General features: G+C 61.0%; 11 protein-coding genes. 6 read left to right on the top strand and 5 right to left on the bottom strand.

The window, feature by feature from the left end; genetic code table 11:
- Positions 1-7 precede the first annotated feature (7 nt).
- Entirely contained in the window at positions 8-202 is a 195-nt protein-coding gene (locus Q7S20_08700) for a hypothetical protein (GenBank protein MDO8501911.1), read from the top strand.
- A 255-nt stretch (positions 203-457) separates the two neighbouring features.
- Here the strand turns inward: Q7S20_08700 and Q7S20_08695 are convergent, their stop codons facing one another.
- The 3 genes from Q7S20_08695 to Q7S20_08685 all read right to left on the bottom strand — a co-directional run bounded on the left by Q7S20_08695 (position 458) and on the right by Q7S20_08685 (position 2,546).
- Positions 458-1,357 (bottom strand): YMGG-like glycine zipper-containing protein, encoded by a 900-nt coding sequence (locus tag Q7S20_08695; GenBank protein ID MDO8501910.1) that lies wholly within the window; start codon positions 1,355-1,357, stop codon positions 458-460.
- Between the two features lie 71 nt (positions 1,358-1,428).
- On the bottom strand, positions 1,429-2,055 hold the full coding sequence (locus tag Q7S20_08690; protein MDO8501909.1) for a hypothetical protein: 627 nt from the start codon (positions 2,053-2,055) through the stop codon (positions 1,429-1,431).
- A gap of 281 nt (positions 2,056-2,336) precedes the next feature.
- Positions 2,337-2,546, bottom strand: coding sequence for a hypothetical protein (locus Q7S20_08685; GenBank protein MDO8501908.1), 210 nt, complete (start codon positions 2,544-2,546; stop codon positions 2,337-2,339).
- 80 nt (positions 2,547-2,626) lie between these two features.
- Between Q7S20_08685 and Q7S20_08680 the strand changes: the two genes are divergently transcribed.
- The gene (locus Q7S20_08680; GenBank protein ID MDO8501907.1) at positions 2,627-3,130 is read left to right on the top strand and encodes an FHA domain-containing protein; all 504 of its coding nucleotides are present in this window, start codon (positions 2,627-2,629) and stop codon (positions 3,128-3,130) included.
- On the opposite strand, the gene Q7S20_08675 is transcribed toward Q7S20_08680, so the two are convergent.
- Complete coding sequence (locus Q7S20_08675) at positions 3,120-3,245, bottom strand: hypothetical protein (GenBank protein MDO8501906.1); 126 nt, start codon at positions 3,243-3,245, stop codon at positions 3,120-3,122. The two genes, Q7S20_08680 and Q7S20_08675, sit on opposite strands and share 11 nt — an antisense overlap.
- A 210-nt stretch (positions 3,246-3,455) precedes the next feature.
- Between Q7S20_08675 and Q7S20_08670 the strand changes: the two genes are divergently transcribed.
- Both Q7S20_08670 and Q7S20_08665 read left to right on the top strand, forming a co-directional pair.
- Positions 3,456-4,061: a hypothetical protein gene (locus Q7S20_08670; protein ID MDO8501905.1), complete on the top strand. Its 606-nt coding sequence runs from the start codon at positions 3,456-3,458 to the stop codon at positions 4,059-4,061.
- Positions 4,062-4,497: 436 nt separating this feature from the next.
- Positions 4,498-5,178 carry a S24 family peptidase gene (locus tag Q7S20_08665; protein ID MDO8501904.1) on the top strand — a complete coding sequence of 227 codons (681 nt, stop codon included), beginning with the start codon at positions 4,498-4,500 and terminating at the stop codon, positions 5,176-5,178.
- Positions 5,179-5,209: 31 nt separating this feature from the next.
- Here the strand turns inward: Q7S20_08665 and Q7S20_08660 are convergent, their stop codons facing one another.
- The gene (locus tag Q7S20_08660; protein MDO8501903.1) at positions 5,210-6,490 is read right to left on the bottom strand and encodes a DUF4876 domain-containing protein; all 1,281 of its coding nucleotides are present in this window, start codon (positions 6,488-6,490) and stop codon (positions 5,210-5,212) included.
- A gap of 999 nt (positions 6,491-7,489) precedes the next feature.
- Between Q7S20_08660 and Q7S20_08655 the strand changes: the two genes are divergently transcribed.
- The gene (locus tag Q7S20_08655; protein ID MDO8501902.1) at positions 7,490-10,354 is read left to right on the top strand and encodes a TonB-dependent receptor; all 2,865 of its coding nucleotides are present in this window, start codon (positions 7,490-7,492) and stop codon (positions 10,352-10,354) included.
- On the top strand, positions 10,345-11,973 hold the full coding sequence (locus tag Q7S20_08650) for a hypothetical protein (GenBank protein MDO8501901.1): 1,629 nt from the start codon (positions 10,345-10,347) through the stop codon (positions 11,971-11,973). Before Q7S20_08655 ends, Q7S20_08650 begins: the two co-directional genes overlap by 10 nt.
- Positions 11,974-12,132 lie beyond the last annotated feature (159 nt).

The following is a 12,132-nucleotide window of genomic DNA, read 5'->3' as shown; positions in this document are numbered from 1 at the left end:
GACGAACATGATGCGATGGTTAAGCAGAGCACGGCTCGCCGGTGTTTCATCACTCATTGCCGTCACTGTGGCGGGTTGCGTAGGACAGGCGACGGCGACACCGACGTCGAATGCCTCGAAGAATCAGGCAACGCGGGAGCAGATCCTTCGCGGGCGACAGATGGTAATCGAGCACGACTGTGGTGGATGCCATGGCGGCTGATCCGATCCCGCGGCGAAGGGATGGCTTGCGGGAGCGACCGGCCCCGAGATGGAATTCAAGATCGGGCCGTGTGCCTTAGTGCCCAATGCCACTCCGTGCTTCTCAAGGACAGCGACGGTCCGCCCGATTTCTGGGCGAGCGAATACACCCTCGCGAAGATCGGTTCCTATCCCGCCGCGCCCTATCCGACAGTCAACGAAAAGGCTCCCTGACGATCGCGTCGCCTCGAGTCAATTGCTCGAGGCGACGGCAAATTTACCCGGTCGCCTGAATCGTTAGCGGCTCGGTAAGCCGGATGGTGATCCTGCCGCCGCTCGGCACGCATCCGTCGTAGTTCGCATTGCGGCTCGCGACCACCGCTCCTGCCGCCGCGCCTGTCGCCGCGCCGATCACGGTGGACTTCGTCTTGCGGCCGAGTATCTGGCCGAGCACCGCGCCGATCGCCGCGCCGGTGACGACCTTGCGGGTGTCATCACCGCGCGACGACGCGCGCACCTTGTCCACCTGCGCGTAGGTGACTTCCGATCTCACGGGGTATGTCTTGCCCTGGAAGGTGATCGATTCGACGCGCAGCCCGATCTCGATGTTGTCGCCCGCGCGCTTGCTCTTGTGAAGCGAAGAGATGGATACGGTCGCCGTTGCACCGACTGGAATCACGGTGCCGTTCGCACCCATCACGGGATCGGCGATCTGCGCCGTGAACCTGTCGCCGACTGCATTCGTGTTCGTGCAGATCCTCTGGCCGGCAGAGAGGGCAATCTCGGATCCCGCCGAGACTACGCCGAGCGGTCGCTCAGAGCCGCGCTCGCTGACCCTCTCGGTGTTGCCGCTCTCGGTGACACGCTCGGCTGGCGCTGCAGCAGCCGGTGCAGGCCTTGGAGTCGTACGGCGCGGTACAGTCCGCGTTGGCGCTGCTGCTCTTCTCGCGACACGCGGCGCGGGCGCGAGCTCGCTGACGACGGGAGCCGGCTCCGGGCTCACCGGCACGTCCTGAAGCTGCGGACGCGATGCCGTGTCCTCGTTCGCGAGAGCGAGATCGCGCGTGAGACTCGTATCCTGTGCGAGAACGTCGTCGTTGCTCTTGCGATCGCTGCACGCGGCGAGCGCGGCGACGGCGAGAAGCAGGGCGAAAGAAGGTGCGAGATGTCTTTTCATGTTGGATACGGTATGACGAAACACGCGGCGCCACAGTGGTGAATTACCGCGGCGCCGCGTGAAGTATAGATCTAGAAGCGCGTCCGCCCGCGCGGCAAGCCGCCGCCAATGCGGCCGCTGCCGGGAAACGTCCCGATCACAGGGATGCGATTGTTGACTGCCGTGTGAATGCCGCCGCGCCTGCCGTCGGTGCGCGGATCGCATTGGTCGCCGTCCACAACTCCACCGCGAAGGATGACGCCGATAATCGTGCCTATGCCGATGCCCTGGTCGCCTCTGCCACGGCCGATGCTGCCGTCACCCGATCCAGCGCCGCTCGACGCGACGGGCCGCGGACGCGGGCTCGGCAGCGGAGCCACTTCGACTGGCGCCGGGGATGGTTCCACCAGCGTCTGCTGCACGTCCTCGCTCACATCGGCCTGCTCGACCTCGACGGGCGCCGGTGTTCCGCGCGGAGCCGCCCGATGCTTCGCCACCCTCTGCGACGGAGCCATCCGACGGGGTGCCGGCGGAGTCGTGCGCTCGATAGCCGATACGACCTGCGCCGCTGGCTGCGACGTCGGAAGCGAGATCGCGTCGGAGCGCGACGCCATTTCGAGATCCTTCTTCAGATCGGCATTCATCGCCGCATCTTTCCCACTGCACGCCGCCAGCGTCAATGCTCCGGCGATACCAGCCAGCCTGACTATCGTTCGCACCTTGTCCTCCGTGTCCTGCCCGGGCAGTCACCCGTTGCCGGTCTGGCATTCGGGCCGCAGAAACTGATACCCCGGAGTGCAACGGCCGAGCCATTGCAGTTTCCCCCTTGGAATCGCGATCGCACCCTTTTCTTGTCCTCTGCCGATGACAATTATTGTCTCAACATGGTGACAGTATGAGCAGCGGCCACATATCAACGACGCGCGCCGAGCTCCGGCGGCATCGTCAGCCCGGGAGCATTGAGCCACCGATCCAGTTCAATGCTGATTCCGATCTTCGACTATACTCCGGTATCAGTCGCTTCCACGGAACTGTTCAGATCCTCGTTGAGCTGCGCATCTCCACTGATGATCGAGCGCCATGAGATCTCGTTGCCCTTCCGGAAACCCTTTTTCGTGACCTTGATCCCGTCAGGCGAGATCGCGGCGATGTAGGCCTGCCCGTCGATCTCGATCTCCCGCTTGAGGACCTTGTCGAGTTTCGTAGCCATTAAATTCCTCGGAGTCAGGGTTCGAATGATGCATCTTCACCACGCTGGCAATTTCGCTACAACCGGTTTCCATGGATAGGATGACAAACGATTCAATGAGCGAGGCGCCGTACCTCGTGTACGAGTTCGAGCGCCGGGCCTACCCACTGTCTGATGGCGCATTCACCATCGGCCGCGACGCGGGCAGCAACATCGTCGTGCGTGAGCCGGCGGTGTCCCGCTCTCACGCGGAGGTGCGCCCCGAAGGTGATGATTTCATTCTCCATCCCACGGGAGCGACGGGGACACGACTCAACGGGGTCCCGGCGACGGTACCGACGAAGCTCACCGACGGCGACCGCATCGAGATCGGGTCGGCGGAGCTGACCTTCCGCCGTGGACGCCTGCCACTCGGTGTGTCGGTCGTGGATACCGCCAGCCCGCTCGGGCACGATCCCGATGCAATGACGAAGCGCAGCACGATCACCAACCCGATCCTCGGCGCCTCTCAGGCACCGTCGGAAAAGAGGAAGAGCGCCGTACCGACGCGCTTCCTTTTCCTGCTGCTGGTCGCGGCGGCGGTGTACTACTTCGTCATGCGATGAATCGCTCGAGGACCTGCGCCTCCAGCGCTTCGCGCAGCGGCGCGAGTTCGATCTTCTCCAGAACATCAGCAGCGAACGTGTAGGTGAGCAGTCGCTTCGCCTGCGCGGATCCCACGCCGCGGCTGCGCGTGTGGAACCAGCACTGTAATCCTGTGGTCGTTCACGATCGCACGGACCGTCTCTCCGCGATACGAGTCACGACAACCCGCTTGGTCATCGCCTGACCGTGTAACCCGTTTACGTCTTACCAATAGAGGGTCGCTAAGTCACATTCTGTCGCTTCGGCGTTTATTCGGTCCTCCTTGTGACGCATTGGAAGGTGAACGTGCCAAAGGTGCTTTCGATCCGGAGTGGCGGATATGCGCTGGTCGCCGACCGTATAACGCTCTTCTACGAGCGTCATCCGACAGGTCGAATTCTCACTGAGCTGATGTCGCGCGAAGACGGAGAAATCACCTTCAAGTCCCAGGTCTTCCGAACGGCGGAGGATGCGGCTCCTTCCTCGACTGGGTGGGCCTCGGAACGCGAGGACGACGGACAGATCAACACTTACGCTTGTCTCGAGAATACGGAGACATCCGCGATCGGGCGTGCGCTCGCGAATCTTGGATTCACGGCATCAACTTTTCGTCCGAGCTCGGAAGAAATGGCCAAGGTTGCCCGCGCGAAAAGAATTCGGGAGAGGTCTGGTATCGCAAGTTCCTATAAGCTCGCCGATGCGCGGCGGCTCGCCGCCGAAGTGTCGAGACTCCTCTCCGAGGCCGAGCAGCTTGGGTTCGCAACGGAAATGAGCGAACCGATCAGGCGGCGTCTCAACCATCATCGTCTCCCCAAACCGGCTCGACTCGAAAGCTGGGCGAGCAAGTTGAGACAATGGCTGGAATCGCAGGAGAGTTCGCAGCGCGTGGCCAGTCATGCAGACGACTCTTGACCAGACCCGCGCCCGACTCCACAGCCACCCTTTCGTCTCGCGATTGGATGTCGGGTGAAGCAATGAGCAGGCTCGCGGGCTCCGCGGAGGAAGCAATCATCAGTTGCTGCTCGGAGCATGCCTTGCGGTCTGCCGCTGGACCGGATTCTTACGCACGAGAACCGGCACCGGCGGTTCTAACGGCCATGCTCGACGAGATCCTTGCTCCGTTAGGCGACCCCGATCGTGCGGTTCTCACCTGGATATCCTATCGGGTTCCTGCTCACGACATCGCAAACTGGCTCGGCATTTCCGCACCCACGACGAAAGTTCGAATTCACCGTCTTCGCAACAGGTTGAAGCGCGCGGCAGCTCTCTATGCCAGGAGACTCGATGAGAAAGAGCGAGCTGAACTGGCGAAGTATGTCCCCGAGCTGGGACAGTCAGAGGAGGGAGAATGACTGATTCTGAATCAAGACAGCCCTCGATAGAGAAACTGGTTGCGCAACGCTCTGATGCGACGGGATTGGATCATGAGGGATTCGTTGACTGGCTCATCAGGGATACTGTGCGCGCGATGACCGTGGAAGAAAAGCGGGATACTCAGAAACATGCTCAGACTTTTGCTGAGCAGCTCGAGGCGCGTCTTGCCGCCGAGCGTATAATGAAAGAGATGCCTGTCATGCATCTCTACGACATCCCCGCTCCCGTCGTGGGTCGCGTACGCGAAGTGTTTCCAATTGCCGCGTCGCTCGAATGCGTACCGCTGATTGACAGCCGAGTCGCTGCAGGCGAAGGGCGGGAATTGCTCGACGAGGAAGCAGAAAGATGGATCGAGTTTCCGCTTGGGAATTCTGCTGCGGGGCACGTCGCGTTGCACGTTTCGGGAGCAAGCATGTCTCCTTTTCTGGAAAACGGCGACGTCATCGTCGTGAAGCTTGGAGCGAGGGTAACGATAAACGACATTATCGTTGCGCGCCGCCCGGATGAGGGCTACGTCGTAAAACGCGTGAAGGAGATCACGAACTCGCGATTGAAGCTTACCTCGCTTAACCCGCGTTCTCGCTCGTTCGACATTCCAAAGGACTTGTCGCTCGTCCTCGGGACGGTAATCGCCAGGTTTCGACGGACGGCTTAAGAGCGCGTCCGCCTCAGCCGAACTCGGGCGGCTACATCCTTCCTGGACTGAAAGGGCCGTTCACAAAATCCATCGCACTCGAACGCGTGCTCTGAACGATTGGCCGGCTGTCGGCCGTGACGCCTATCGATCTGCGTGATTGGGAGATTTGGAAGCTACCCCGTGACTCTGAGAAGAACTTCCCGGTTTCGCGGTCGAAGGCGCGGTTCACAAGCTCCGAGCAATATGGGTTTTCAGGATAGTCGTCATTTGGGAACACGGTGGAGAAGGTGTCAAGTATCGTGGCCGCCGGAAATTTACTGAGAACATTGTCATTGCGCGGATCACGCCCACTCTCCAGGTCCGCAAAGTTGACAGGAGCTGCAACAAAAATGGTTCCACCGAGCGACATATTCAGCATCCCGTGAGGAGCAGTGTAACCCCCACGGCTAATCAAATTCGCGGAAGCCGGGTTATCTACATCGCCGGGTCTTCCAGTGAACTCGAAAGCGGCGCCACTCAGATCCGGCAACCCTGGGAAAATACCGGAATGGTCAATTGCGTCCTGCGCTACAACCACGAGCTTCCCGGGAGCCAGTGGATAATCCTGCCCCGCTCCGGGAAACACAAAAATGACCTGAGCCCAGATTCCCGTCGCATCGTTGCGAAACCTCTCGAACATCGAACATGGAAAGTCCGGGTAGTTACGGAAGATATTTATTGGCTGTCCGATGGTCATCCCATCCAGGTGGATAATCGTGTCCGAGTTGTTGTACATCTCGATGAAGCCGTTATCGTAGTAGGTCGCTCCATCCGGCAGGGCTTGGAACACAGCTTGCCAGGACACTTCGTTAATCAGGAGTGATCGGCGGCGGCTGGCAGGAATGGTGACAATGGCCGATGACACAGTCGGAGAAACGTGAATCGTTCCCCTCCCTGCGAACCCTGTCGGGTCACGCCCCGTGCCGAACTTTGCAAGTTCAGATGCGGACAGGAGTCTCCTCGCTTCGACAACGTATTGCTCCGGTGCCAGGCCCGAAACTGAAGCTGATCCAGAGGCGTCGGCAGTGAAGGTCTGAGAACGGCCGACGGTAGAATCGAGCGGAGTGACTCTGATTTCAGCACCAGGAATTCCACTGGTCCAGCCGAGGAGTTGAGCGAACGACTGATCTGCAGGCTCAGGCGCAATGGTGATCTTGAGACCTGAGCTGCCCGTGGGGGGCGGATCGACGATCTTCACTTCCCCGCCTGAGCAGCCCAGTGCCAGGAAAGCGGCGAGCCCAGCAATATGATGCGAGGCCATAGCACCGCGAAATTTACCCCAGACTGACATGTCGAGCTCCTTGAGGTTATTCGGATGATACCAACGCGGAACGTCCCCGCACAAGACCGCGAGCCGGCTCGGTCATATGACCGAGCCGGCTTCTGACCTCAGTGTTCGCAGAAGCAGCAGTTCGCGGAGATACAATTGCCCTGAATGCCCCCGACACCTTCGCAGAGGAACTGGCAATTCTCTAAACTCACGCACTCACCGAACGCGTTGTACCCGTCGTTCGGACATGTTCTCGCGGGATCGGCAGCGAAAACTTCTGACGCGCCGAACGTCAGGCTCCCAACCAGCGAAAACAGCAGAGCCGCCCTCGCTACCAGCTTTGTCCTACGCATTTTTCTCTCCATGAAGAATGGACGAGCGGTCGAGCCGCTCATGAGGAAAGAGCACGTCTCTCCCTCTGCCTTGTTGACGGATGTGGGTTACATCCCCACGTGGTAACCATCTTCCGTCATCTCCTGTGAACGCATTCACCAATGCAGTCCGATTTCCCCTCGGCTGCCGGCACACACCACAGGAAAGACAATGCGAAGAATCAGATTCACCGACTGGCCTGCCCGTACTGCCGCAGGACCATTCCTTCCTGGCGCAGAATCGCAGCGCGACTCAACTCACAGCCTCGGAGCAGAATAACGGTGCTCGGTCTCACTCCGGACTCTCTTCCGGAAGCAAAGCGATTTCAGAAAAGGGGAAAGTTCCCGTTTCCGTTGCTCGTCTTTCCCGAACGCAAACTGGTACGCCTTTCGCGCGCAGCAGTCGTACCGCAAACGTTGATTCTGAATTCCGAAGGACGAATTCTCTACTCGAGAAGCGGAGTCATCGAGTTAGTGGCCGTAGAAGATTCAGTCGTCAACGAAGCGCTGCGGCCGCCTGCTCCTCCGGCGGCGACCGAAAAGCAGGCCATGTCGCCAACGGCACGTGTTCCAGCTCGATCAACGGGCTGACATACCGCACTACCTGCGTGCATATTCGCGAGAGTCCGTGATGGAGAAGATGCAGCATATGAAGACTGACAAGTTCACGATCGCACGACGGCTTGAGTATGTGGTTCTCGGCGCCACGCTCATTGGCTCGATGACCTCGATTTCCTCGAGAGCCTTCGCGCAGGGAGGAGCGGCCGGTGAAGCACACATCACCGGCCAGGTCACCGAAGCGAGCACCAGCCGTCCACTCGTCGGGGTAAGCGTCACACTCGAAGGAACCCGTGTGGGCGCTACGACAGACAGCACGGGCTCTTTTCGCATAGGGCGCGCTCCCGCCGGACCTCAGGTTCTCCGTGCGCAACGCATCGGCTATGCACCTACGCGCATTAACATCGTCGTTCCCGCGACTGGTGAGCTCCGGCGGAACATCGCGATGGCGAAGCACGCGCTGGAGCTTACCGGCATCACCGTGACGGCCGATCCGGCCAGCCGCGCGCGCGGAGAGCTCGGCACAGCAAGCGTCATAGAGCAGGAAGCGATCAAGAACCAGACAGCCGCAAGCCTCTCCGGAATTCTCGAGCTTCTTCCCGGCGTACCTCTCCAGGCGCCCGGCCTCGACAACGTCCAGCAGATATCGCTTCGGGCTGTGCCCATTTCCGGCGGCGACCCCGGCTCCTCCGATCGCTCTGCCCAGCAGCTCGCCGCGTTTGGAACCCTGATCATCCTCGACGGCGTTCCCCTGTCCAACAACGCCAACCTGCAGTCACTCGGCTCACGTGCGGAGCTCGGCTTCAGCAGCTCGGCGGGCGGTGGCATCGACCTTCGCAGAATTCCGGCGACGACCATCGAGCGTGTCGAGGTTATCCGCGGAATTCCGTCCGCGAGATTCGGTGATCTCACCCAGGGCGCGATCATCATCGACACAAGGGCAGGCGTAATTCCTCCCGAAGCATCGCTCCGCGCGGATGCGCAAACCACCGAAGCAAGCATCGTCGGGGGAACACGGCTGGGCCCACACCAGACCGGCAGCGTGACAGCAGATCTGGCACGTACACGGGTGCCCAGCGGCACCCGCGACGACCAAGCAACGCACTTTTCCAGCCAACTCGCCCATCGTGCCATTTTCGGGCAGAGAACCGGTGAGTCAGTGCTCGACGGCAGCCCGCTCGATGCCCGGCTCGTTCTCGATACGCGCGCCGATTTCTTCCAGTTGCTCGATCAGCGGCCGGAGCAGGCAGCACTCCCGGGTATGGAGTCAAGATCTCGAGATTCCGGGCTCCGCATCTCTGAGCGCGCACGGCTCCGTATAGGCCAGCGCTCTCGCCTTGAGCTCACGGGGGCATTCGATGCCGGACGCCAGGAATCATTCTCGCGGCAGAACAAGCTGCGGTCCACGACACCGGTGACCAATAGAACCACACCGGGCCGCGAGATTGGACGTTACGTGGCGGGCATCTACAACGCGCGCGTGAACGTGGACGGCAAGCCGCAAATGTTCTATACACGCGCTGAGCTGAGCAGTCCCCGTGACATGCTCGGTTTCTCACACGACATTCGCCTCGGCGGCGAACTGCGCCGTGAAGTGAACTCGGGCGCGGGATATCAGTTTGACATCGAGTTTCCACCCCAGGATCAGTTCAATGGCGCGCGCGGGTTCGCGCGCCCGCGCACATACGCTGAGATTCCGGCTCTCGCGACTAGCGCCTTCTATCTCGACGACCGGCTTTCGCGCTCCTTCGCCAGTGGAATGCTCCTCAACATCCAAGGCGGAGTTCGTGCCGACGTGCTGCACCAGGGAGGCACCTGGGCACCGGGCTCGCGTGACGGTGTAATCCAGCCACGCCTCAATGCGGAGCTTGCGCCGCGCCCGTGGTTGCGGTTGCGCGCTGGTGCCGGGCGTGTGGCGAAACTCCCGTCGCTCGATGATCTGTATCCTGCACTTCAGTACTACGACGTCATCAACGTGAACTTCTTCGCCAACAATCCGGCGGAGCGGCTGGCTGTTCTGACCACGTCCACATTCGACCCCGGCAATCCTGACCTGCATTACTCCATTGCCGACAAGGCCGAAGCCGGACTGGAGATGCGATTCGGCCGCGGCGGAAATCTCAGCTTCGTCGCCTTCCGGGAGAAGCTCACTGGAGGAGTTGGAATCAGGGCCGAGCCGACGTTTCTTCTGCGCGAGCACTTTACTCTGACCAACACCGCTCCCGGCTCGGGAAAGCCTCCCGTCATTGTCGAGCCCGCGAGCTCGGTGGATTCGGTGCCCGTACTCATAGACCGCCGCGCCAACAACCTGGACCAGACCAGCAGCGGGTTCGAGTTGACGGCAGGCCTTCCGGAGATAACGCCAATCCGGACGCGAGTCGAATTCCAGAGCGCGCTCGTGAAAAGTCGTCTCGATAAGGATGGGCTCGAGTTCGCGGGCAACTTCGACGAATTCCAGATCGCGCAGAATCAGCCACGTTCGCCCTACTACGATCCGATCGCTCGTACGGGTCAACGCCTCCTGCTGGCCACGCGAGTCATACATCACCAGCCCGCGGTTGGCCTCGCCTTGACCGGCACGATTCAACACACGCTCCGCGACAGGAAACAGAACATCGGCCGCACGGACACCCTTTCGTTCGTCGGTTACGTGACACGCGGTGGCTCGCTCGTGCCTGTCCCCGAGACAGAAAAGAACCGCCCTGAATTTTTCACGATCCGTATTCCACGTCGCAACGTAATCGCTGCGGGACAGAATGGCGCGAGCGACTGGCTGTTCAGTTTTCAGGCGGCGAAGACGCTTCCCCTCGATGGTCGGCTGTCGTTCTACGCCTTCAATGCGTTCGACAAGATCGGCAGATTCGGAGGCGGCGGAAGAGCGCCGAACTTCTATCAGTCAACACGATTCGGGCTCGAGGTCACGATGCCGTTGGAGGCGCTTTTCGCATGGCGCTGAGAGCTCATGGTTTGATCGTCCTCGGCTCGATCGTAACAGCGGCGTTGCCGGTCTCAGTTGCCGATGCGCAATCACTCAGCGTCGCATCAGGACGTGATCTTCCTCAGTGGCTCGAAACGTGGAGCCCGCTGACACCGCAGGGAGATCTGCCGAGGAAGTTACCAAGCGCGTCTGTTGCATTGCCGTCGCTGCTCATGCCTGCGCCCAAGGTCGGACTATTCTGGAGTGCCGCCAATCCCGCCGCACTCCCGTGGGACGTGAGCGACAAGCGAGGCGACATCGCTGCGGCGCGCTCGACGCAGGATGGCACGTATCGGCGTCCGCTCGATCCGGCTGCGACGCGGCTCACGCAGATCTCCGGCATGGGATGGCAGCCGGTCGAGAAGAGAGGCGCATTGATCGGCCGGACGATCTTCAACCGCAACATCAAGAATCCCGGCACCCGAAGCGACGTGAACGATCCGTACGGGTCGAGCCCATTCGTCGTCACCGATTCTTCAACGTCGGCCGTTCGCCAGAGCCGTGCCCGACTCGAAGGCGCGGGCGGATGGCGACTGGGAAACTGGGGGCTCGGGCTTTCGCTCGGTTACGATACACGCAACACTGCAACAATCTCTTCGCCGTTTGCGCGACGCAATCGGACCGTGCAGTCAGGCGTCGGGGTTGGGGTCGTTCGCTCCTTCAATGATGATCGATTACAGGCAGGACTTGTGGGAAACTGGAATGGAGGAAAGGAGTCGATCAGCCTCTTCGAGTATGCGCAGCAAGGGGTGCTCTACGCACTGGAAGGCTACCGGGAAATTCTGCCGAGAGAGACCGATCTGTTCTATTCGCGAAGAATGCTGGATGAGTCGCGGTCAGGTCAGGTCAGCCTGGGAGGACGGAGTGGCGCGTTCCGATGGGTTGCGTACGGAGGCGGAGGACATTTCCGCCAGCGACTGACGAGCCAGAACCAGGACAATCCCGCGACAGATCTCTGGGCAACGACGAGCGGAAGCGGTGGCATCGCGCTGCAACTTCCCGTGATACATGGCCGCGCTCTGGTAACCGCTGACGCCGTTCTGACGTCGTTAACAGGGCACGCCGAGCAGGTACTTCCGCCGCGCAAAGGCTTCGATGCGGAGGAGAGATCGGCACGGGCGCACGGAGAGATCCGCATTCCTCCCGGCGCAAGCAGGTGGACGGGAGCATTTGGTCTGGGCGTTGAGACCGAACACAGAGTGCGAACCGATGCGATCGCTAAGGTCAGCACGACGGTCGATGGAGTGACGCCGTCCGCATTGATCGAGCTCGGCCGACTGTTGTCACCGCGGATGCTCGTGATTGGCGGCTACGCAATCGCGGGTTACTCCGTGAACGGCTCGGTTCCTTCGCCGCTCTCCCGCGGAGATATCTACAAGAGGTTCTTCGCTCCGGAGTTGGCGATCGAGACGTCGGGCTCGATGTCGCAGGCATTTTCGGGCGCGATCAGATGGCAGAGCTCCAGCGCCGCAGCTTTCTGGATCGCGGGACGATACGAGCAGCTCACGCCCAGAGGAAATGGTTCGGGATTCCGGCCGACGGGCGATCGATCCGCAGGCACTGCTTGGGCTGGTGTTACGCTTGCGGGCGGCACCTGAAGAACAACGATGGAACTACCCGGCGACCGGCGGTGGGCTTGGTGAGGCGCAGTGGGCTTTGGGCCAACCTCGCAGCCAAGCCCAAAGCCCACCGCGCAGTCTTGAGCCATCAGCCGGTCGCCGGGTAGTTCTAACTTACGTAGTTCTGCAGTTCAGCAG

The organism is Gemmatimonadaceae bacterium (assembly GCA_030647905.1).
In the GTDB taxonomy this organism is placed as follows: Bacteria; Gemmatimonadota; Gemmatimonadetes; order Gemmatimonadales; family Gemmatimonadaceae; genus UBA4720.
Note: the sequence above shows the minus strand (reverse complement) of the source record. Positions and strands in the feature narration are given on the sequence as shown.

What these genes read in the sequence shown, in the direction of transcription:
- Q7S20_08700 (MDO8501911.1), top strand. Translation starts at nt 8, where the DNA reads ATGATGCGATGGTTAAGCAGAGCACGGCTCGCCGGTGTTTCATCACTC.
- Q7S20_08695 (MDO8501910.1), bottom strand. Translation starts at nt 1,357, where the DNA reads ATGAAAAGACATCTCGCACCTTCTTTCGCCCTGCTTCTCGCCGTCGCC.
- Q7S20_08685 (MDO8501908.1), bottom strand. Translation starts at nt 2,546, where the DNA reads ATGGCTACGAAACTCGACAAGGTCCTCAAGCGGGAGATCGAGATCGAC.
- Q7S20_08680 (MDO8501907.1), top strand. Translation starts at nt 2,627, where the DNA reads ATGACAAACGATTCAATGAGCGAGGCGCCGTACCTCGTGTACGAGTTC.
- Q7S20_08665 (MDO8501904.1), top strand. Translation starts at nt 4,498, where the DNA reads ATGACTGATTCTGAATCAAGACAGCCCTCGATAGAGAAACTGGTTGCG.
- Q7S20_08660 (MDO8501903.1), bottom strand. Translation starts at nt 6,490, where the DNA reads ATGTCAGTCTGGGGTAAATTTCGCGGTGCTATGGCCTCGCATCATATT.
- Q7S20_08655 (MDO8501902.1), top strand. Translation starts at nt 7,490, where the DNA reads ATGAAGACTGACAAGTTCACGATCGCACGACGGCTTGAGTATGTGGTT.
- Q7S20_08650 (MDO8501901.1), top strand. Translation starts at nt 10,345, where the DNA reads ATGGCGCTGAGAGCTCATGGTTTGATCGTCCTCGGCTCGATCGTAACA.